This window comes from Luteimonas sp. A482 (assembly GCF_054072655.1).
In genome coordinates this window covers 137,835-159,468 of record NZ_JBSVRO010000005.1, presented here as the reverse complement: position 1 = coordinate 159,468, position 21,634 = coordinate 137,835, and the positions used below count along the sequence as shown (strand labels likewise).

Here is a 21,634-nt window from a genome sequence, read left to right as displayed (position 1 = left end):
ACCTGCCGGCGACTTGTACCGGCCGGTTTGCTAATCTGGCGGCTTCGCTGGGTTGCCTGCTCTGGCCGTGGGCCTCTTCTTGGGGTGTGGCGGGAGGAATCAGGTCGCCCGCCCGTATTCAAGTCCGCCATGACCACGCCCAGCCCCTACACGACCGCGCGCATCCGCAGCGACTTCCTCGAGTTTTTCCGCGGCAAGGACCACGAGATCGTCCCCTCGGCACCGCTGGTGCCCGCGAACGACCCGACCCTGCTGTTCACCAACTCGGGCATGGTCCAGTTCAAGGACGTGTTCCTGGGTGCGGAGAAGCGCGCCAATCCGCGCGCGGCCGACGTCCAGCGCTGCCTGCGCGCTGGCGGCAAGCACAACGACCTCGATGCGGTTGGCTACACCGCGCGCCACCACACCTTCTTCGAGATGCTCGGCAACTGGTCGTTCGGCGACTACTTCAAGAAGGACGCCATCGCCTGGGCCTGGGAGCTGCTGACCCAGGTCTGGAAGCTGCCCGCCGAGCGCCTGCTGGTCACCGTCTACCACACCGATGACGAGGCCTACGGCCTGTGGCACGACGTCATCGGCGTGCCCGCCGAGCGCATCGTCCGTATCGGCGACAACAAGGGCGCGCCGTTTGCGTCCGACAATTTCTGGCAGATGGCCGACACCGGTCCCTGCGGTCCCTGTACCGAGATCTTCTTCGACCACGGCTCCGAGCACTTCGGCGGCCCGCCGGGTTCGCCCGACGAGGACGGCGACCGCTACATCGAGATCTGGAACCTGGTGTTCATGCAGTTCGACAAGCAGCCCGACGGCACGCTGCTGCCGCTGCCCGCACCCTGCGTGGATACCGGCATGGGCCTGGAGCGCCTGGCCGCCGTGCTCCAGCACGTGCACAGCAACTACGAGATCGACCTGTTCCAGGCGCTGATCCGCAAGGCGTCCGGACTCACCGGCATGGCCGATCTGGAGAACAAGTCGCTGCGCGTGATCGCCGACCACATCCGCGCCTGCAGTTTCCTGATCGTCGACGGAGTGCTGCCCTCCAACGAAGGCCGCGGCTACGTGCTGCGCCGGATCATCCGCCGCGCGCTGCGCCACGGCTGGATGCTCGGCACGCGCGAGCCGTTCTTCCATCGCCTGGTGGGCACTCTGGTGGATCTGATGGGCGAGGCCTACCCGGAACTGCCGGCCAGGCGCGAGCTGGTTGAGCGCGCGCTGCTGGCCGAGGAGGAGCGCTTCGCCGAGACGCTCGACGCGGGCATGAAGATCTTCGACGAGGTCGCGGCGAAGTCGGGCGACACCATCCCCGGCGCCGACGCATTCCGCCTCTACGACACCTACGGGTTCCCACTCGACCTCACCCAGGACATCGCGCGCGAGCGCGGGCTGGGCGTGGACACCGCCGGCTTCGACGCGGCGATGGAAAAGCAGCGCGAGACCGCGCGCGCCGCCGGGCGATTCGGCGGCGGCGTGCAGCTGCCCGCTGACCTGGTCGCGCAGCTGCAGCCGACCAGGTTCCTGGGCAACGAGGCGCTGCAGGCCGAGGGGCTCAAGGTTCTTGCGCTGCTCAAGGGCGGGCGCCCGGTTGAAATGGTCGAAGCCGGCGACGAGGCCATCGTGATCCTGGATGCCACGCCGTTCTATGGCGAGTCCGGCGGCCAGGTCGGCGACACCGGCTCGCTCGGCGGGCTCGACACGCGCTTCGCCGTGGACGACACCCAGAAGCTGGCGGGCCAGTTCTTCGGCCACGTCGGCAAGCTGCAGGCCGGCATCCTGCGCCGCGGCGACATCCTGTCCGCCGCAGTCGAAGCCGATCGGCGCGGCAGCATCGTGCTCAACCACAGCGCCACCCACCTGCTGCACGGCGCGCTGCGCGGCCTGCTCGGCACGCACGTGGCGCAGAAGGGGTCGCTGGTCGCGCCCGACCGCCTGCGCTTCGACTTTTCCCATTTCCAGCCGGTGGTAGGCGAGGAGCTGGCCGAGATCGAGCGCCGCGTCAACGTCGAAGTCCGCGCCAACCACGCCGTCGCCATCAACGAGATGGGCATGCAGGACGCCATGGATGCCGGTGCCATCGCCCTGTTCGGCGAGAAGTACGGCGAGCGCGTGCGGGTGGTGAAGATGGGCGAATCGGTCGAGCTGTGCGGCGGCACCCATGTCGGCCGCACCGGTGAGATCGGCCTGTTCAAGCTGGTGTCCGAAGGCGGTGTCTCGGCTGGCGTGCGCCGGGTCGAGGCCCTGACCGGACAGGCGGCGCTGGACTATTTGTTGGGCGAGGAACGTCGCCTGCGCGAGGCCGCCGGCCTGCTCGGTGGCACCACGGCGGAGGTTGCCGACAAGCTTCGCAGCCTGCTCGACCGGCAGAAGCGGCTGGAGCGTGAAATCGACGCGCACAAGGCCAAGGCCGCCAGTGGCGCGACCGCCGATCTCGCTGGCCAGGCCGTCGACGTGGCCGGGATCAAGGTACTGGCAGCGCGCGTGGAAGGCCTGGACGCCAAGGCGCTGCGTGATGCGATGGACCGCCTGCGACAACAGCTCGGCGACGCCGCGATCGTGCTCGCCGGCACCAGCGACGGCAAGGCTGCGCTGGTGGCCGGCGTGGGCGGCGCGGCGGCCGGAAGGGTCAAGGCCGGGGAACTCGTGGCCTTTGTCGCCGGTCGGACCGGCGGCAAGGGCGGTGGTCGACCCGACATGGCCCAGGGCGGCGGCACGGACGGCCCGGAACTGGTCGCGGCGCTGGCCGAGGTGGCCGACTGGGTCGCCGGCAAGCTGGCTGCAAGCTGACCCTGAGTAATTGCTCCATGACCTCTGTCGGTTGACCGGACGTCCAGTCCCCGACATTCTTCCCGTTTGTTTCAGTTTGAAACGTGTGTTGGCAGCAGGCGCGCGCGCCGTGGCCGGGGCGTTTCGGCACAGGCCACCGGCCTACGGAGATTTCCAAGATGTTGATTCTGACCCGCCGCGTCGGCGAGACCCTGATGATCGGCGACTCGGTCACCGTCACGGTCCTCGGGGTAAAGGGCAACCAGGTGCGTATCGGCATCACCGCGCCCAAGGAAGTTGCCGTCCACCGCGAAGAGATCTACCAGCGCATCCGTCGCGGCGACGAAGCCGAGCCGGCTCGTGAACCCGAGGCGGCGCGTGAACCCGAGGCCGGCGTCGATTGATTTGCCGCGGCGGCGGGGACTCCGGTATCCTTCGCGGCTTCGGTGCGTAGCAGCTTTCGCGCTGCGCGATGTTTCCGGAGACTTGCCCGAGCGGCTGAAGGGGCTCCCCTGCTAAGGGAGTATGGGGCTAAAAACTCCATCGAGGGTTCGAATCCCTCAGTCTCCGCCAGTTCCACCAGCTGCAATTGCGTCGACAGTATTGACGACGCCCATGTGAGTTGGGCACAATTCCGCTTCTGCAATGCGCCCGTAGCTCAGCTGGATAGAGCACCAGGCTACGAACTTGGGGGTCGGAGGTTCGAATCCTTCCGGGCGCACCAAATCAACCGGCCAATGGCCGGTTTTTTTGTGCCCGCGGAATTGTCGCGCCGCTGCGTGGGCAAAGCGCGTTCACGCTTGCGTGAAGCAGCGTTTCGCAAGTTGCAGGGACCCTGCCTTCAAATCACATCCGGGGTGACATCCGCGACTGAAATGACATCTGCAGTGGGGATGGCAGATGCAATCCAGATGACAGATGCAGTGGAAATGACACATGCAGTCGCAGTCGCGCTGCGCTGCACGCAGCTCCTGCGCTCCCCTGTGTCCGGGCTCACGTCGAAACTGTGTCGGCAGCCCGGGATGCTCGCGTTGATCCGGCGTTGCACGCGGCATTCACTGCCGGTGGTCTCCTAAAGCGTCTAATGGCCTGGCTGCCGGGCCGCGCGAGCGGTAAGGCAGGGCAGGGGATCGTTCACTCCGGAGTGCTCCCATGACCATCCTGTGCCGAACCGCCATTGCCGGCGGCGTGCTGCTGGCGCTGCCGTCCTTCGTGTTCGCGGCCACCTATACGGTCGGTCCGTCCGGTCGCCAGTACACGCAGCTGTCCACGCTGGTGAACAACGTCAACCTGGAGCCGGGCGACGTCGTGCTGGTGGATGGCGGCGCGACCTACAGCGGCAATATCGTGGTCGGCAGCAACGACAGCGGGGCGCCGGGCAATTCGGTGACGTTGCGCTGGAACCGCGCGGTGGGCGCGACGCGGCCCGTGCTCAGCGGCGGGTCGCACACGATCAAGTTCCAGCAGTCCAACCACGTGGTGTTCGAGGGCTTCGACGTGCTTGGGGGGTCGTCCTCGTGCATCTTCAGCGAGGCGCACGACGTGACCGTGCGCGACACGATCGTGCGCGACTGTCCGTCGCACGGCATCCTCGGCGCGGACAACAACTCGGGGTCTTTCACGCTCGAGTACAGCGAGGTCCGCGATTCGGGTTCCGGCACGCAGCGCCATCCGATCTACATGCAGTCCGATGAGGTGGCGTACCCGGGCTCGGTGTTCCTGATGCGCTACAACCATGTGCACAGCGGCAACGGCGGCAACCTGCTCAAGAACCGGCACGAACGCGCGCTGATCTATTACAACTGGTTCGAGAACTCCGCCTATCAGGAACTCGAACTGATAGGCCCGGACTGCGAGACGCAGCAGTCAGGCTGGTCGCCCGACCTGCGGCGCGAGGACGTGGACGTGGTGGGCAACGTCATCGTCCACAGCTCTAGCTGGCGCAACGCTATCCGCGCCGGTGGCGACCTCAACGGGCGCAGCCAGGGGCGGCTGCGCATGGTCAACAACACCCTCGTCTTCAACCGTTCCGGCAATGCGACGGCGGTGCTGGTGCAACTGGGCCTGGAGTCGCTGGAGATGCACAACAACGTCATCTTCCAGACCGGATCGGGGGCGGCGCCCACGATCCTGCGCGTGCACGCGGCCTCGGAAGTCGAGACGCCGTATTGCGCGCCGAGCAGCCGCGAACCCTGGTCGAGTGGGCGCAAGGTTGCCGGTTCCGGCAACTGGGTGCAGAGCACAGCGACGATGGTGCCGGGCGAGTGGACCGGCACGCTGCGCGGGACCGACCCCGGCTTCACCAGCCTCGGCCAGCTGCAGCTGCGTCCGGCTACGACCAGCCCGCTAGTCTCGGCTGGCAATCCTCGGCCGCCGGCGCCCCCGGGATTCCCGTTCCCGTCGCCGCTGCTGCTGCTGCCGCAGTTCGACCCGCCGCTGCGCGCGAAGTTGCCGATCGGCGGCGAGGTCGCGCGCGTGCCGGGCGCACGCATCGACATCGGTGCGCTGGAAAGTGCAGGTGGCGGGCTGCGGCTGCGCCGCAACGGCGCGCAGCCGCTGGCGCCGCCGGGGGCGTCCGCTGCCGCGGCAGTGGATCGCGGAGCGTCCGGCGCCGGCGGACGGGTCCGGGTCGACATCGACCACGGTGTGGAGTCGGATGTGCGTGCCCCGACGAACGAGGTGTCCGGGGTAGTGCCCGCGGGATCCGGCCGGCACGTGCGGATCCTGCCGCCGGTGCAGGTGCTGTGGCAGCGCTGGCGTCAGTGGGTCGATGCGCGGCAGCGGGACACGGCCACGCGTTAGCGACCACGCGCACGGTTGCGCAACCGGGGTGTCGTTGCGACGATCCCCGGCATGCGATGCAGCCCGGACCCGCAACAACATCCCGCCCTTGAGCAGGCGTTCCTGCGCTGCCTGCGCGACGACGGTCCCGCGCTGGCGGCGCAGGCCGAGGCCGGCGTGCTTGTCGCGATGTTCGACCTGGAGGACTGGCAGCCTTACCTCTCCCGGGCCGCCGCGCTGATCGACGCCCAGGAAGCCGCGCGCGTCGCGCGCCAGCGCCTGGCGCCCAATCGCGACGTGCTCGTGCTGGCCTATGCGCTGCACCGCCTGCTGCTGTCGCAGGTGCTCGGCTGTGGAAGCGGAGATGTTCCGCTGGTCCGCGACGCCAAGGGATGCCCGCGCCTGCGTGATGATCGCCTGTTCACCAGTCTCAGCCACGCCGGACAGCGGGTGGCCATCGCGATTGCCGGCGCCGGCCCGATCGGCATCGATGTCGAACCCGCCAGTCGTGCGCCGGACATGCCCGAGCTGGCCGAGCGCGTCGCCCACCCGGAGGAGCTGCGCGAACTGGCGTACCTGGCGCCGGGCGCGCTGGGTGAGGCGTTGCTGGCCATGTGGGTGCGCAAGGAGGCCTTGCTCAAGGCGGCCGGCATCGGGCTGGAGCGCGAGATGGACAGCTTCGTCGCGCCCTGGGGCGTCGCGCTGGCGCTGCCCGGGGACACCTTCCCGGGGCGATCGGTGGAGCTGCGCGCCCTGCATGACCCGGGCTGGGCCTGCGCCGTGGCGGTGCCGCCGGGCGCAGCGATCATGCTGGCCACGCCTGCGCGCGGCGGCCTGGCGCACGCGCCGCTGGCCGCGAACCGGGATGAAACGCGTTAACTGATTCCGGAGTAGCAGTTCTGTTGGGGGCGGCCAGATGGTCGACGCGAGCGGGTATTGGGAATCGACGTTGGCTGGCGCGCCCGAATCGATCGGATTGTCGACCGACGGGGCGCGCAGCGGCTTCGGCAGCGTCGCCGGCCGGCTGTCGCCCGTGCTTGCAGGCAGGATCGACGCGCTTGCCGCGGCGCAATCGGTCGAAAGATCCGACGTGCTGCTGGCTGCATTCCTGCTGCTGCTGCATCGGCTTTCGTCGCAGGCCGACATCGTGCTGCCGCGCGCCGGCCTCGACGGACAGGCGCTGCCGCTGCGCTTCGAACTGGCCGACGACATCGACGTGGCCGCCTGCCTGCGCACGGTGGCCACGCGCTCGCGCGAAGCCGCGCAGAATGCGCAGGCGTGGCGCGAGTCGGGCGTGCCGGCGCCGGACTGGCAGGTGCTGTTTTCCGATGGCGCGCCGATCGCAGCCACGGACGGGCTGCTGCTGGCCATGCGCGCGCAGCCTGCCGAAGCCGATGGCGGCATTCTGGTCGAACTGCATTTCGCCAACGCGCTGCTCGACAGCCCAGGCGCGGAGCGTTGGCTGGGGTATTGGCGGCAACTGCTCGATGCAATGCTGGACCAGCCGCAGGCACGCATCGCCGATCTGGCGATGCTGACCCCGGCGCAGCTGGCCGAGGCGGTGGAAGCGGGCAACGACACCGGCGTCGCATTCGAGCCGGTGGCGAACGTGCATCGCCTGTTCGAACTCCAGGCCGCGCGCACCCCCGATGCGCTGGCGCTGGTGGAGGGCGGACGGCGCCTGAGCTATGCCGAACTCGATGCGCAGGCCAACCGCCTGGCGCGACACCTGCGTGCCTGCGGGGTGGGCCCGGACGAGCGCGTGGCGATCTACGTCGAGCGCGGCGTCGAGATGGTGCTGGGCCTGCTTGCGGTGCTCAAGGCCGGCGGCGCCTACGTGCCGCTGGACCCGACCTACCCGGCCGACCGGCTGGCCTACACGCTCGCCGACAGCGAGCCGCGCGTGCTGCTCACCATGTCGGGGATGGAGAACCCCGCCCATGAGGTGCTGGGCGAACTGCCGCCATCGCTGGCGGTGATCGACCTGCGCGACGACGCGGCCTGGCGGGGGCTGCCCGCGCACGCACTGGAATCGGGCGAAGGCGATGTGGGCGCAGCCAACCTGGCCTACGTGCTTTACACCTCCGGCTCCACCGGCAAGCCCAAGGGCGTCGCGATGACCCACGGCCCGCTGGTGAACCTGATCCAGTGGCAGATGCGCGAGCCCGGCAACGATGCGCCGCTGCGCACGCTGCAGTTCGCCGCGCTCGGCTTCGACGTGGCGTTCCAGGAAACCTTCGCCACCCTGGCCACGGGCGGCGAGCTGCACCTGATCGACCAGGACACGCGGCTCAGTGCAGGCAAGCTGTTCGAGTTCATCGTCGAGCGCCGCATCGAGCGCCTGTTCCTGCCGTACTTCGCGCTGCAGATGCTGGCCGAGGGTCTGGAAGGGCAGCTGGCCGCGCTCGCGCCCGGCGAGCGCGTGCGCTGCGACCTGCGCCAGGTGATCACCGCCGGCGAGCAGCTGCGCATCGAGCCGAAGATCGTGCGCTTCTTCTCGCACCTGCCCGGCGTCCGCCTGCACAACCACTACGGCCCGACCGAGACCCACGTCGTCACCGCGCTGACCCTGGACGAGGATCCGACGACCTGGCCACGGCTGCCCAGCATCGGCCGGCCGATCGCCAATGCGCGCGTGTACGTGCTCGATGGCCACGGTCGTCCGCTGCCCACGGGCGTGGTCGGGGAGATCCACCTGGCCGGGCCGGTGGTGGCGCGCGGCTATCTCAAGCGGCCCGACCTGAGCGACGAGCGCTTCCTGGCCGATCCGTTCGCCGACCGCGCGGCGCGGATGTACCGCACCGGCGACCTGGGCCGGCGCCTGCCCGACGGCAGCATCGAATACCTGGGGCGCCAGGATTTCCAGGTCAAGATCCGCGGATTCCGGGTCGAGCTGGGCGAGATTGAAGCGCAGGTGATGGCGTTCCCCGGCGTGCGCCAGGCCGGCGTGCTGGCGCGCGAGGACGTCCCGGGGCTCAAGCGCCTGGTGGCCTATCTCGCGCCGCAGGACGCGGCCGCGCCGGTCGATCTGGAGCCGCTGCGCCAGCATCTGATCGCGCACCTGCCCGACTACATGGTGCCGGTGGCCTACGTGCAGATGGACGCGCTGCCGCTGTCGCCCAACGGCAAGCTCGACCGCGGCAAGCTGCCCGCGCCGGGACGCGGCCGGCCCGACTGGGCCGGCCAGTACGCCGCGCCGCGCACGCCGGTCGAAAGCGCGCTGTGCCGGATCTTCGCCGACGTGCTGGACCTGGAAGACCTCGGCCGCGACGACAACTTCTTCGATCTCGGCGGCACCTCGCTGCTCGCGTTCCGCGTGCTCGAGTCCGCGCGCCGCGAGCGCGTCGGCGACGTGCCGCCGATGGCACTGTTCCGCTCGCCCACGCCGGCGCTGCTGGCGGCGGAGATGGCCGCGGGTGCCTCGACCACGCTCGACGCATCGCGCCTGTCCACGCGCCGCGGCAACGACGACGAGCCGATAGCGATCATCGCGATGGCCGGCCGCTTCCCCGGCGCCGCTTCGGTCGAGGCGCTGTGGGACAACCTGTGCGCAGGCCGCGACAGCGTGGCGCGCTTCAGCGCCGAGCAGCTCGATCCGGGCATCCCCGAGTCGATGCGCAGCAACCCGGGCTACGTGCCCGCGCGCGGCGTGTTCGATGACGTCGACCGCTTCGACGCAGCCTTCTTCGGCATCTCGCCCAAGGAAGCCGAACTGATGGACCCGCAGCAGCGCGTGTTCCTGGAACTGTGCTGGGAGTGCATCGAACGCGCCGGGCACGTGCCCGATGCCACCACGGTGCCGGTCGGCGTGTTCGCCGGCATGTACAACGCCAGCTATTACCAGCGCCACGTGCTGTCGCGCCCTGACCTGGTCGAGAAGCTCGGCGCCTTCCAGGTGATGCTGGGCAACGAGAAGGACTACATCGCCACGCGCGTGGCGCACAAGCTCAACCTCACCGGGCCGGCGATCAGCGTGCACACCGCCTGCTCGACCTCGCTGGTCGCGATCGCGCAGGCGATCGACAGCCTGCGCGCGGGCCGCTGCGGCATGGCGCTGGCCGGCGGCATCGCGGTGACCTGTCCGGTCAACAGCGGCCACCTGTACCAGGAAGGCGGGATGCTGTCGGCCGACGGCAGCACGCGCAGCTTTGACGCCGATGCGACCGGCACGGTGTTCAGCGATGGCGCGGCGGTGGTGCTGCTCAAGCGCCTGTCCGATGCGATCGCCGACGGCAATCCGGTGTACGCGGTGGTGCGCGGCGCGGCGATCAACAACGACGGCGGCGGCAAGGCCAGCTTCACCGCGCCCAGCAGCGAAGGCCAGGCGGCGGTGATCGCGATGGCGCACGCCGACGCCGGCGTCGATGCGCGCAGCATCGGCTACGTCGAGACGCATGGCACGGCCACGCCGATGGGCGATCCGATCGAGATCGAGGGGCTGACCCGCGCGTTCCGGCAGGGCACGACCGACACCGGCTTTTGCGTGGTCGGTTCGGTGAAGAGCAACATCGGCCATACGCTGATGGCCGCAGGCGCCACCGGTGTGATCAAGACCGCGTATGCGCTGCAGCACGGCTGCATCCCGCCGACCGCACATTTCCGCAGTGCCAATCCGGTCATCGATTTCGACAGCACGCCTTTCCACGCCAGCGGGGAACTGCTGCCGTGGCCGGAGGTCGACGGCGTGCCGCGCCGTGCGGGCGTGAGTTCGTTCGGCGTGGGCGGCACCAATGCGCACGTGGTGATGGAGCAGCCGCCGCTGTTGCCGGCAACGCAGCGCGTCGATGGCCCGCAGCTGCTGGTGCTGTCGGCACGCACGCCGGTGGCGCTGTCCGAAGCGGTGGCGCGCCTGGCCGATCACCTGGAAAGCGAACCCGGGATCAACCTGGCCGACGTGGCGTGGACGCTGGCGGTGGGGCGCAAGGCATTCGCCCACCGCGTCGCCATCGCAGCGGAGGACAGCGCCGACGCGGTGGCGCGGTTGCGCAGCGCGGAGCTCGGCGCGGCTGCCGCGAAAACGCGGCCGGTGCCGGCGGGCGAGGCGGTGTTCCTGTTCCCCGGACAGGGCTGCCAGTACGCCGGCATGGGTCGCGAATTGCATGCGCGCGAACCGGCGTTCCGCGAGGCCTTCGACGCTTGCGCCGCCGTGCTCGACGGCGAGCTCGGACTGGACCTGCGCGCGCTGGTGTTTGGCGACGATGGCGATGCGCTGCTGCCCACCGCGATCATGCAGCCGGCGATCTTCAGCATCGAGTATTCGCTGGCGCGCTGGTGGATGGCGCAGGGCGTGGTGCCGGTGGCCATGGCCGGGCACAGCGTGGGCGAGTTCGTCGCCGCCACCCTCGCCGGCGTGTTCGAACTGCCCGACGCGCTGCGGCTGGTGGCCCGGCGCGGGCGCCTGATGCAGGCGCAGCCGTCCGGCGCGATGCTCTCGGTGCGGATGCCGCACGATGCGCTGGCGGCGAAGTTGCCGGACACGCTGTCGCTGGCGGCGGAAAACGCGCCCGGCACCTGCGTGGTCGCCGGCCCGCACGGGGAAGTGGCGGCGTTGCAGTCGCAGCTTGAAGCCGAAGGCGTGGCCTGTCGCCTGCTCAAGACTTCGCACGCCTTCCACTCGGCGATGATGGACGAAGTGGTGCCGCGCTTCCGCAGCGAAGTCGAGGCGCTGGTGCGACGCGCGCCGACGATCCCGATCGTGTCGACGGCGACCGGCGACTGGCTGTCCGACGACCAGGCGACCTCCGCCGAATACTGGGCGCAGCACCTGCGCCAGCCGGTGCGCTTCTCCGCCGCGATCTCGCGGCTGCTGGAGCGGCGCGAACACGTGCTGCTGGAAATCGGGCCGCGCAACACGCTGGCCACGCTTGCGCGCCAGCAGCCGCTGCTGCAGAAGCAGCGCATCGCGGCGCTGGCCTCGCTGGCGGATGCGCCCGAGCGCGAGCATGCCGCGCTGGTGACGGCCTTCGGGCAGGCCTGGGCCGCTGGCCTGTCGCTGCGGCCGGAAGCACTGGACCGGCGCGACCGCAAGGCGCGGCTGCGCCTGCCGACCTATCCGTTCGAGCGCAAGCGCTACTGGGTGGAGGTCGCTGTGGAGCAGCCGCAGGTCGTCGCGACGGAAACGCACGCGCATCCGGCTACGACTGCAGCGGTTGTCCTGGACAGTGTGGCGACTGCGGCGACCGAATCCACCGCGTTGGGGCCATCAGGCGCGGCCTCTGCTGCCGTCGACATGGCATCGATCCTCGACCTCCAGTTGCAGCTGATGTCGCAGCAGCTGGCCGTGCTGTCGGCGGCCGGCGACGACCAGGACGCCGTGCTCAAGGTGCTGCAGAAGCAGCGCCTGATGCCGCAACAGCTCTCGGTCGCGGCACTGGCCGAGCCCGCCGGACCGTAGCTCGATCTGCCTGGCCGCGTGAAGGGTTGGTTCTGCGGCGACCGCGGCTGACGCTACGGGCCGGAATGCGCCGCGTTTTGCGTATTCCATGTTCGTGGGCAGGCGGAGAAGGGATGTGCCGGCTGCCCGCGTTTCCCCCAGGCGTCCCGGAGTCCATCGATGAGCGTTCAGGATAGGCAAGCTTGCGTCGTGGCCAACCGGGCGACGCGCCTGGCCGGCCAGGTCCGCGAGGTGTTCGAGGATGTCGCCGGCTTCGACATCCAGGAAGAGGATGACGGCGCCAACTTCATCGAGCTCGGGCTCGACAGTCTGATGCTCACCCAGGTCGCGCTGCAGCTGCAGAAGACGTTCGCGGTGAAGATCAGCTTTCGCCAGTTGATGGGCGAGTGTGCAAGCCTCGAACGGCTGGTCGCGGCGCTGGATACACAGCTGCCGCCAGAGCCGGCGCAGCCGGTTGCGCAGCCAGTGGTCGCAGTGCCGGTTACGGCCGCCGCGCCTGCAGTGCAGATGCCTGTTGCGGCCCCGGCAGTCGCCGCGGTTGCCGCGCCTGCGCCGTCGCTGCCTGTCTTCATGCCGCCGGCCGCCAGGCCCAGCGGCGACTCCAGTGCCGTGCGCGCGCTCATCGCGCAGCAGATGCAGCTGATGTCGCAGCAGCTGGCGCTGCTGGCGGGTGCGCCGGTGGCAGCGCCTGTCGTACAGGTCGCTGCGTCGCCGGTCGCAGCCGCTGCGCCGCAGCCCGCGCCGCAGGCGGCGGAGCCGATGCAGCTCGAGGCTGCGGCCACGGCTGCCGAGCCTGCGAACGATGAAGAAGCCGCGCTCGCGCACACGCGCTATGACGTCAAGAAGGCGTTCGGCGCCATCGCGCGCATCGACGCAGCCGGCGGCACCGAACTGGAGCCGCAGCAACGCGCGCGCCTGGACGCCTTCATCGAGCGCTACCTCGCGCGCACGCCGAAGTCGAAGGCCTATACGCAGCAGCATCGCCCGCACATGGCCGACCCGCGCGTGGTCACCGGCTTCCGTCCGCTGACCAAGGAGATCGTCTACCAGATCGTGATCGAACGGTCGAAGGGTGCGCGCGTCTGGGACATCGACGGCCACGAATATGTCGACGCGCTCAACGGTTTCGGCACCAGCCTGTTCGGCTGGCAGCCCGATTTCGTGCTCGATGCGGTGAAGGCGCAGCTCGAGGCCGGCTACGAGATCGGCCCGATGCATCCGCTGGCTGGCGAGGTCTCGCAGCTGGTCTGCGAACTGACCGGGCTCGACCGCGCCGCGCTGTGCAATACCGGTTCGGAAGCCGTGCTGGGCGCGATGCGCGTGGCGCGCACCGTCACCGGACGCGAGACCATCGTGGTGTTCTCAGGCTCCTACCACGGCATCAACGACGAAGTGATCGTGCGCGGCACCAAGAAGCTGCGCGCCGTGCCCGCCGCGCCGGGCATCCTGCGCAACACCGCGGAAAAGGTGCTGGTGCTCGACTACGGCACCCCCGAAACCCTGCAGATCATCCGCGAGCGCGCGCACGAGCTGGCCGCGGTACTGGTCGAGCCGGTGCAGAGCAGGCGCCCCGACTTCCAGCCGGTCGAGTTCCTGCGCGAAGTGCGCCGGATCACCGCCGACGCCGGCGCCGCGCTGATCTTCGACGAGGTGATCACCGGCTTCCGCTCGCACCCAGGCGGCGCGCAGGCGCTGTTCGGGATCCGCGCCGACCTGGCCACCTACGGCAAGGTGGTGGGCGGCGGTTTCCCGATCGGGGTGATCGCCGGAAGCCGCGCGTACATGGATGCGCTCGATGGCGGCCACTGGCAGTACGGCGATGATTCCGTTCCGACGGTCGGTGTCACCTACTTCGCCGGTACCTTCGTGCGCCATCCGCTCACGCTGGCGGCCGCGAAGGCATCGCTGCTGCACATGAAGCAGCACGGCACGGCGCTGCAGCAGCGGCTCAACGAACGCACCGCGGCGATGGCCGCCGAACTCAACGCATTCTCGGCGCAGGCCGGCGCGCCTCTGCGGATCAAGAACTTCGCTTCGCTGTGGCGCACGCACTTCGACGAGGACCATCCGCAGCAGGAGCTGCTCTTCGCGATGATGCGCAGCCGCGGCATCCATATCCTCGACAACTTCCCCTGCTTCTTCACCACGGCCCACACCGAAGCCGACTTCCAGGCGATCACCCAGGCCTGGAAGGACTCGGTGCTGGAGCTGCAGGAGGCCGAGCTGCTGCCGCGCCGCACGGCCACGCCGCGCACGGTGATGGACGCGGCCGAGCCGTCGGTGCCGGGCGCGCGCCTGGGGCGTGACCCCGAAGGCCGGCCGGCGTGGTACGTGCCGGATCCGCAGGCGCCCGGGCAGTACCTCAAGGTCGGCACGTGAACAACAGCAGGGAGGCGTACATGGAGAACGCCGTCGTGGTCGCATACGACCCCTTCGCAGGCGGCGCGGTCGCCCGGGTGGTGCCGACGACCGAGCCGCAGCGCGAGCTGTGGCTGGCCGCGCACCTGGGCGAGGATGGCTCGCTGGCGTACAACGAATCGGTGTCACTGCATCTGCGCGGCGAGCTCGATACCGCGCGGCTGCAGCAGGCGCTGCAGCAGGTGGTCGGCGCGCACGAAGCGCTGCGCGCGAGCTTCGGCCCGGATGGCGAGACGTTCTGCGTGCTCGAGCCGGCGCCGGTGCTGCTGCGGTTGACCGACCTGTCCGCGCTCGACGCGGACGCGCGCGCCGCGCAGCTGGAGCAACGCCGTCGCGCCAGCGTGGAAACGCCATTCGTGCTGGAGAAGGGGCGGCTGTTCCGCGCCGAGCTGCTGCAGCTGGGCCCGCGTGAGCATGTGCTGCTGATGCATGCGCACCACATCGTCTGCGACGGCTGGTCGTGGTGGGTGATCGTGCGCGAATTGGGGGCCGCCTACGGCGGGACCGGAGCACAGGGCGCGGCGGTGCAGGGCTTCGCGGACTACGCGCTGGCCGAGGCGCTGCATCCGGCCGGCCCGCAGTACCGCGACGACGAACGCTACTGGCTGTCGCGTTTCGCCAACGGCGCGCCGGTGCTGGAGCTTCCCACCGACCGGCCACGCCCGGCGCGACGCAGCTTCGCCTCGTTGCGCGAGGACCACGTGCTCGATGCCGCGCTGGTGGCGGCTGTGCGGCGCCTGGGCGCGCGTCGCGGCGCCAGCCTGTTCGCGACCCTGCTCGGGTCGTTCGCGGCGCTGGTTGCGCGCATCGCCGGCCAGGACGAGGTCGTGGTCGGCATTCCGGCCGCGGGCCAGTCGGTGGACGGGCACGACCATCTGGTTGGCCACTGCGTCAACCTGCTGCCGCTGAAGTTCGAGCTTGCACCCGGGCAGACCTTCAACGGCCTGGTGGATGGCGCGCAGTCGACCCTGCTCGATGCGATCGAGCACCAGCGCTACACCTTCGGCACGCTGCTCAAGAAGCTGCGCGTGCCGCGCGATCCGGCGCGGCTGCCGCTGGTCAGCGTGATGTTCAACATCGACCAGGCGCTGGACCAGGAGCGCAGCGGCTTCACCGGCCTGGCGCTGGACCTCACCACCAACCCGCGCCGCTACGAGAACTTCGAGCTGTCGATCAACGCGGTCCAGGTCGAGGGCCGCATCCGCCTGGAAACGCAGTACAACACCGACCTGTTCGACGCGGCCACGGTGCGCCGCTGGTTGGCGGCGTTCGAGAACCTGCTGCGCGCGGCCTGCGATTCGCCCGATGCGCCCGTATCCGGGCTGTCGCTGCTGGACGATGCGCTGTTCGACGAGATCGCCGCACTGCAGCCCACGCCGGTGGCCTTCGACCGCGAGTGCCGCATGCACGAGCTGTTCGAGGCGCAGTGCGACCGCGGCCCCGGACGCATCGCGCTGCGCGCGGAGCAAACGCAGCTCGACTACCGCACGCTCGATGCACGTGCCAACCGCATCGCCCGCCTGCTGCGCGCCCGTGGCGTGGGCAGGGGCGCGCTGGTGGGGCTGGCGCTGGACCGGGGCGCGGACATGCTGGCCGCGCTGCTGGGCATCCTCAAGTCCGGCGCAGGTTACGTGCCGCTGGATCCGCAGTTTCCCGCCGACCGCCTGGCCTACATGGCCGCCGACGCCGGCCTGGCCGCGCTGCTCACCCAGCAGCGCCATGCCGGCCGTTTCGACCTGGGCGGGCGCCCGGTGCTGGCGCTGGACGAACTGGCCGCCGAACTCGAAGCACTGCCGGCCGAACGGCTGGGCCGCGACGAGGCCGCCGCGGATCCGGAATCGCCGGCCTACGTGATCTACACCTCCGGTTCCACCGGACGGCCCAAGGGCGTGCAGGTGCCGCACCGGGCGGTATCGAACTTCATCGCCTCCATGCAGCGCGAGCCCGGCCTGGGTCCCGACGACCGTCTGCTGGCAGTGACCACGCTGTCCTTCGACATCGCCGTGCTGGAGCTGATGCTGCCGCTGAGTGTCGGCGCGCAGGTGGTGCTGGCCGACAAGGACACCGTGGTCGACGGCTTCGCGCTGGTGGACCTGCTGGCGCAGTCGCAGGCGACCGCCATGCAGGCCACGCCGGCCTCGTGGCGGCTGCTGGTCGAGGCCGGCTGGCAGGGACGCGCCGGCTTCAAGGCCATGTGCGGCGGCGAACCGTTGCCGCCGGACCTGGCGCGGGATCTGCTCTCGCGCTGTGGCGAGCTGTGGAACCTCTACGGCCCCACGGAGACCACGGTGTGGTCGACCGCGGTGCAGGTTCGCGAGGGCAGGGCGGGCGCCGCGCCGGACATCCATATCGGCTGCCCGATCGACAACACCCAGGTGTGGATCCTGGACGCGAACGCGCAGCCCTGTCCGCGTGGGGTGTCCGGCGAGATCTGCATCGGCGGCGAAGGCGTGACCCTGGGCTACCTCGCGCGTCCGGAGCTGACCGCCGATCGCTTCCTGCCCGACACGTTCGCCGACGCCGCCCGCGGCTTCGGCACCGGCATCCCGGCACCGCTGCTGTATCGCACCGGCGACCGCGGGCGCTGGCGCCCGGACGGCAACCTCGAGCATCTCGGCCGCCTGGACTTCCAGGTCAAGGTGCGCGGCTACCGGATCGAGCTGGGCGAGATCGAAAGCCGGCTGCTGGCGCATCCGGGCGTGTCGCGCGCCGTGGCGATGGCGCGCGAGGACCGGCCCGGCGACCAGCGGCTGGTGGCCTACCTGGTGGTGACGGGCGCAGGCGATCCGGACGACAGGGCGTTGATCGCGCACCTCAAGCAGCAGCTGCCCGACTACATGGTGCCGCAGCACTTCGTGCGACTGGCGGCGATTCCGCTGCTGCCCAACGGCAAGGTGGACCGCAAGGGTCTGCCTGCGCCGCTGGCGGAGACCGCATCAGCGCAGGCGGAGCGGACAGCCCCGGCGGAGCCGCAGGACGCGCTGCAGCAGCAGGTGCTGCTGGCGATGCGCCAGGTGCTGGCACGCCCGGACCTGGGCATGGACGACGGCTTCTTCGAGTCCGGCGGGCATTCGCTGCTTGCCGCGCAGCTGTGCGCGCGGCTGGGCCGCGACACCGGCACGCCGCTACGCCTGCGGCAACTGTTCGACGCGCCAACCGCCAGGCGCCTGTCCGATGCGATGCGCATGCACTCGCCGGCAGCGCGGTCCACGCAGGTCCTGGCCATCCCCAGGTGCGCCGACCAGTCGACCGCGCCGCTGACGCCGATGCAGCAGCGGCTGTGGGTGCTCGAACAGATGGAGCCCGGCGGGGTGACCTGGAACACGCCGTCCGCGCATCGCCTGCATGGGCCGATGGACGAGGACGCATTCGCCCGTGCATTCGCGGAAATGGTGCGGCGCCAGCCCTCGCTGCGCACGATCCTGGTCGAGCCCGACGATGATGGCCCGGTGCAGAAGGTCCTGGACGAAGTCGAGGTGCCGCTGCTGCCGCCGGTCGACCTGTCGCACCTGACCGAGCCGGCACGCATGCAGGCGCTGATGGCGGACCTGGAGGCGCAGACCGCCGAGCCGTTCGTGCTCGACCGCGCGCCGCTGTTCCGCGCGCGCCTGTACCGCCTGGCCGACGACGACCACGTGCTGTACTTCATGACCCACCACGCGATCTGGGACGGATGGTCGTTCGACGTGCTCTACAGCGAGATGTCGGCGCTGTACGCGGCCTTCGCGGCAGGCCGGCCGTCGCCGCTGCCGGCGCTGGAAACCAGCTACGCGGACTACGCGACCTGGCGCGCGGACGCGCTCGATAGCGACGGCGCGAACCGCCAGCTCGCGCACTGGAAGCAGCACCTGGCTGGCGACCTGGAGCCGCTGCACCTGCCCGAGGACCGGCCGCGCCCGGCACTCGCCAGCGGCATCGGCGGCACCGACTGGGTGCACGTCGACGCGGCCACCACCACGGCGCTGCGCAACATCGGCGCCGCTGCCGGCGCGACGCTGTTCATGACCCTGCTGGCGGCCTACTACGTGCTGCTGCACCGGCTGGGCGGACAGCGCGACCTGGTGGTCGGCCTGCCGTTCCGCAACCGTCCCACCGAAGCCCTCGAGAAGGTCATGGGCTTCTTCGTCAACATGCTGCCGCTGCGCCGTCGGCTGGACCCGGCGATGCCGTTCCTGCAGCTGGTGCAGGAGGTCAGGGCCGGGGTGGTCGAAGCCTTCGAGTATCCGGACGTACCGTTCGAACGGCTGGTGCGCGAACTCAAGCTGCCGCGCGACCCGAGCCGCTCGCCGGTCTACCAGGCCGTGTTCTCGTTCCAGGACGTGCGCGCGCGCAACCTGCGCTGGGGCGAGCTGCAGCACGAACACCTGCTGATGTTCCAGAAGGGCATGGCCAACGACCTCGGCATCTGGTTCCTGGAGCATGGCGAAGGGCTGTCGGGCGCGGTGGGCTACAACGTCGACATCATCGACGCCGACGGTGCGCGGGCGATCTGCGACCGGTTCGGGTCGCTGCTGCAGTCGCTGTGCGCGCAGCCTGGGCAGGCGATCGGCGACGCCAGCCTGTTGTCGGCGGCCGATCGAGACCGGCTGGGCGAATGGAACTCGACGGTGCGGCCGCTGCCGCCGCAGCGTTCGACCTGTGCGCTGCTGGCCGAGCAGGCGGCGCGCACGCCGGAGCGCATCGCCCTGCGCAGCGAAGGGCAACAACTGACGTATGCGCAACTGCATGCGCGCGCAGGCGCCATTGCCGGGGCGCTGCATGCGCGCGGCGTGCGCCCGGGCGATCGCGTCGGCATCTGCCTGGCGCGCGGCCCGGACATGGTCGCCGCGATGATCGCGGCCTGGCGCGTCGGCGCGGCCTACGTGCCGCTGGATCCGGACTATCCCGCGGACCGGCTGGCCTACATGGCCGGCGATGCCGCCCTGGCGCAGGTGATCGGCGAAAGCGGACTGTCCGCGCCGCTGGGGCTGCCGCGCGAGCGCCTGCTGCTGCTCGATGCGGACGCCGCCGAAGTCGACGCCGCGCAGCCGGCGCCGGCGGCCGATGACGCCGTTGGCCGCGATGCGCCGGCCTACGTGATCTACACCTCCGGCTCGACCGGCCGGCCCAAGGGCGTCGTGGTTCCCCACGGCGCGGTGCTCAACTTCCTCGACAGCATGCGTGAGGCGCCCGGCCTGCAGCCCGACGACGTGCTGCTGGCGGTGACCACGCCCTCGTTCGACATTTCGGTGCTGGAACTGTTCCTGCCGCTGTCCACCGGCGCGGGCATCGTGCTGGCCAGCCGCGAGCAGGCGAGTGATGGCGACGAACTGGCTGCGCTGGCCGCACGCGAACCGGTGACGGTGATGCAGGCCACGCCGTCCACCTGGCATCTGCTGCTGGATTCGGGCTGGCAGCCGCCACCGCGCTTCAAGGCGCTGTGCGGAGGCGAGGCGCTGGCGCCGGAGCTGGCCGCGCGCCTGCTCGAGCGCGGGGTCGAGCTGTGGAACATGTATGGCCCGACCGAAACCACGGTCTGGTCCACCTGTGCACGCATCCAGGCAGGCGCCGACGGCACGCCCGACATCCACATCGGCCGTCCGATCGCCAACACCAGCGTCTGGATCCTCGGCGAGCGCGGCCAGCCATGCGCGCCCGGCGTATCCGGCGAACTGTGCATCGGCGGTGCCGGCGTGACCCTGGGCTACCTCGGCCGCGAGGCGCTGACCGCGGAGAAGTTCATCGCCGACCATGTCGCCCCGCACGACCATGGCACCGGCCTGCCGGCGCGGCTCTACCTCACCGGTGACCGCGCGCGCTGGCGCAAGGATGGCGTGCTGGAACACCAGGGGCGACTGGACTTCCAGGTCAAGATCCGCGGCCACCGCATCGAGCTTGGCGAGATCGAAGCGGTGCTGGAGTCGGAGCCTGGCGTCTCACGCGCCGTCGTGATCGTGCGCGAGGATGCACCGGGCGACCAGCGGATCGTCGCCTACGCCACGTCCTCGGGCGCGCACCTGGACGAGGCCGCCCTGCAGGCGCGTCTGCGGCATGTGCTTCCGGGCTACATGGTGCCCCAGCACCTGGTGTCGATGGACGCGCTGCCGCTGCTGCCCAATGGCAAGGTGGATCGCAAGTCGCTGCCGCCGCCCGTGCTCGCCGCCGCGTCCGCGACGCTGCACAAGACGGCACGGCATGCCGACCCCCGCGTCGGCTATCTGGTCGACGTATGGACCGACATCCTCGGAACCATCGCCGGTCCGGATGACAACTTCTTCGACCTGGGCGGGCATTCGATGCTTGCCGCGAAGATGGCCAATCGCGTCTCGCGCGACACCGGCCACCGGATCAAGCTGATGCCGCTGGCGACGCAGACACTGGCGCTGCTGGCCGCGGACATCCCGCTGTCGGCACTGCCGTCAGCGCTGGCGCCGGCAAGCGCGGATCGCGCCGGCCGGGCTACGCCTGCGGTGGACGGGAGCGACGGGCGGATCTTCCATTTCGGCCCGGACGCGCGCCGCCTGTTCGGCATGCGCCACGGTGCGCTCGCCTCGCAGGCCGGCCGCAAGCCGCTGCTGGTGCCGTCGCCGCTGCTGCAGGAGGGTGTGGTCTGCCAGCGCGCACTGTGGATGCTGTGCGAAGGCATCGCCGCGCGTGGTGGCCAGGCCATGCGCTTTGACTGGTACGGCAGCGGCGAGTCCGCCGGCGATGCGTTGGACGTGGAATGGAGCGGCATGCAGGACGACCTGCACCAGGCGATCCGCCACCTCGATGGCGCAGGCGCGGGCGTGCGCATCCTCGCATTCCGCAGTGCCTGCCTGCCGGTGCTGGCCACAGCGGCCGCGCAGGCGAGGCCGGTCGATCTCGTGCTCTGGGATCCGGTCCTGCGTGGCGGTGCCATGCTCGACGAGTGGAAGCGGCAGCACCGCGTGCAGCTGACGGCCGCGGGCCGCTACCTGCGCGAGGGCAGGGCGGTGGCACGCGCGGACGAACTGCACGGCTTCGACGTGTCGCCGGCCCTGCTCGATGCGATTGGCGGGCTCGACTTCCGCACGCTTGCGCTGCCCGCCGGCAGCCGGGTGAAGGTGCTGGAGTGGGCGGGCGATGCGCCGGACACGGATGCCCTGGTCGAAGCGCTGCAGGGTGCGGGCGTCACGGTGGAGCGCGTGGCATTGACCGCCGACGACCGGCCGACTTGGGACGATCCGGCACGTTTCGAAGCCCAGGTGTTCCCGCGCCGCAGCGTGGGCGAGGTGGCCTCGTTGATCGAAGGTAAGCAGGCATGAGTGCAGCGGTGATCGA

Annotated in this window: 7 protein-coding genes and 2 tRNA genes; all 9 read left to right on the top strand. The window is 70.3% G+C overall.

All coding sequences use genetic code 11. The features are described from left to right. The first annotated feature begins 129 nt into the window (after positions 1 to 129). Entirely contained in the window at positions 130 to 2,781 is a 2,652-nt protein-coding gene (gene alaS, locus ACW5DW_RS14265; protein WP_457019775.1) for an alanine--tRNA ligase, read from the top strand. A gap of 158 nt (positions 2,782 to 2,939) precedes the next feature. Next, positions 2,940 to 3,164: a carbon storage regulator CsrA gene (gene csrA / locus ACW5DW_RS14260; protein WP_457019774.1), complete on the top strand. Its 225-nt coding sequence runs from the start codon at positions 2,940 to 2,942 to the stop codon at positions 3,162 to 3,164. A 76-nt stretch (positions 3,165 to 3,240) separates the two neighbouring features. Next, positions 3,241 to 3,333 (top strand) — tRNA-Ser (locus ACW5DW_RS14255). 74 nt (positions 3,334 to 3,407) lie between these two features. Further along, a tRNA-Arg gene (locus tag ACW5DW_RS14250) sits at positions 3,408 to 3,484 on the top strand. 428 nt (positions 3,485 to 3,912) lie between these two features. Beyond that, positions 3,913 to 5,562 (top strand): NosD domain-containing protein, encoded by a 1,650-nt coding sequence (locus ACW5DW_RS14245; RefSeq protein WP_457019772.1) that lies wholly within the window; start codon positions 3,913 to 3,915, stop codon positions 5,560 to 5,562. A 51-nt stretch (positions 5,563 to 5,613) separates the two neighbouring features. Further along, positions 5,614 to 6,420 carry a 4'-phosphopantetheinyl transferase family protein gene (locus tag ACW5DW_RS14240; protein ID WP_457019770.1) on the top strand — a complete coding sequence of 269 codons (807 nt, stop codon included), beginning with the start codon at positions 5,614 to 5,616 and terminating at the stop codon, positions 6,418 to 6,420. Positions 6,421 to 6,457: 37 nt separating this feature from the next. Then, complete coding sequence (locus ACW5DW_RS14235) at positions 6,458 to 11,935, top strand: hybrid non-ribosomal peptide synthetase/type I polyketide synthase (RefSeq protein WP_457019769.1); 5,478 nt, start codon at positions 6,458 to 6,460, stop codon at positions 11,933 to 11,935. 159 nt (positions 11,936 to 12,094) lie between these two features. Beyond that, a complete protein-coding gene (locus tag ACW5DW_RS14230) occupies positions 12,095 to 14,314 on the top strand; it encodes an aminotransferase class III-fold pyridoxal phosphate-dependent enzyme (protein WP_457019767.1) in 2,220 nt (739 codons plus the stop codon). Further along, entirely contained in the window at positions 14,311 to 21,618 is a 7,308-nt protein-coding gene (locus tag ACW5DW_RS14225; protein WP_457019765.1) for an amino acid adenylation domain-containing protein, read from the top strand. The genes ACW5DW_RS14230 and ACW5DW_RS14225 overlap by 4 nt, the downstream gene beginning before the upstream one ends. Positions 21,619 to 21,634 lie beyond the last annotated feature (16 nt).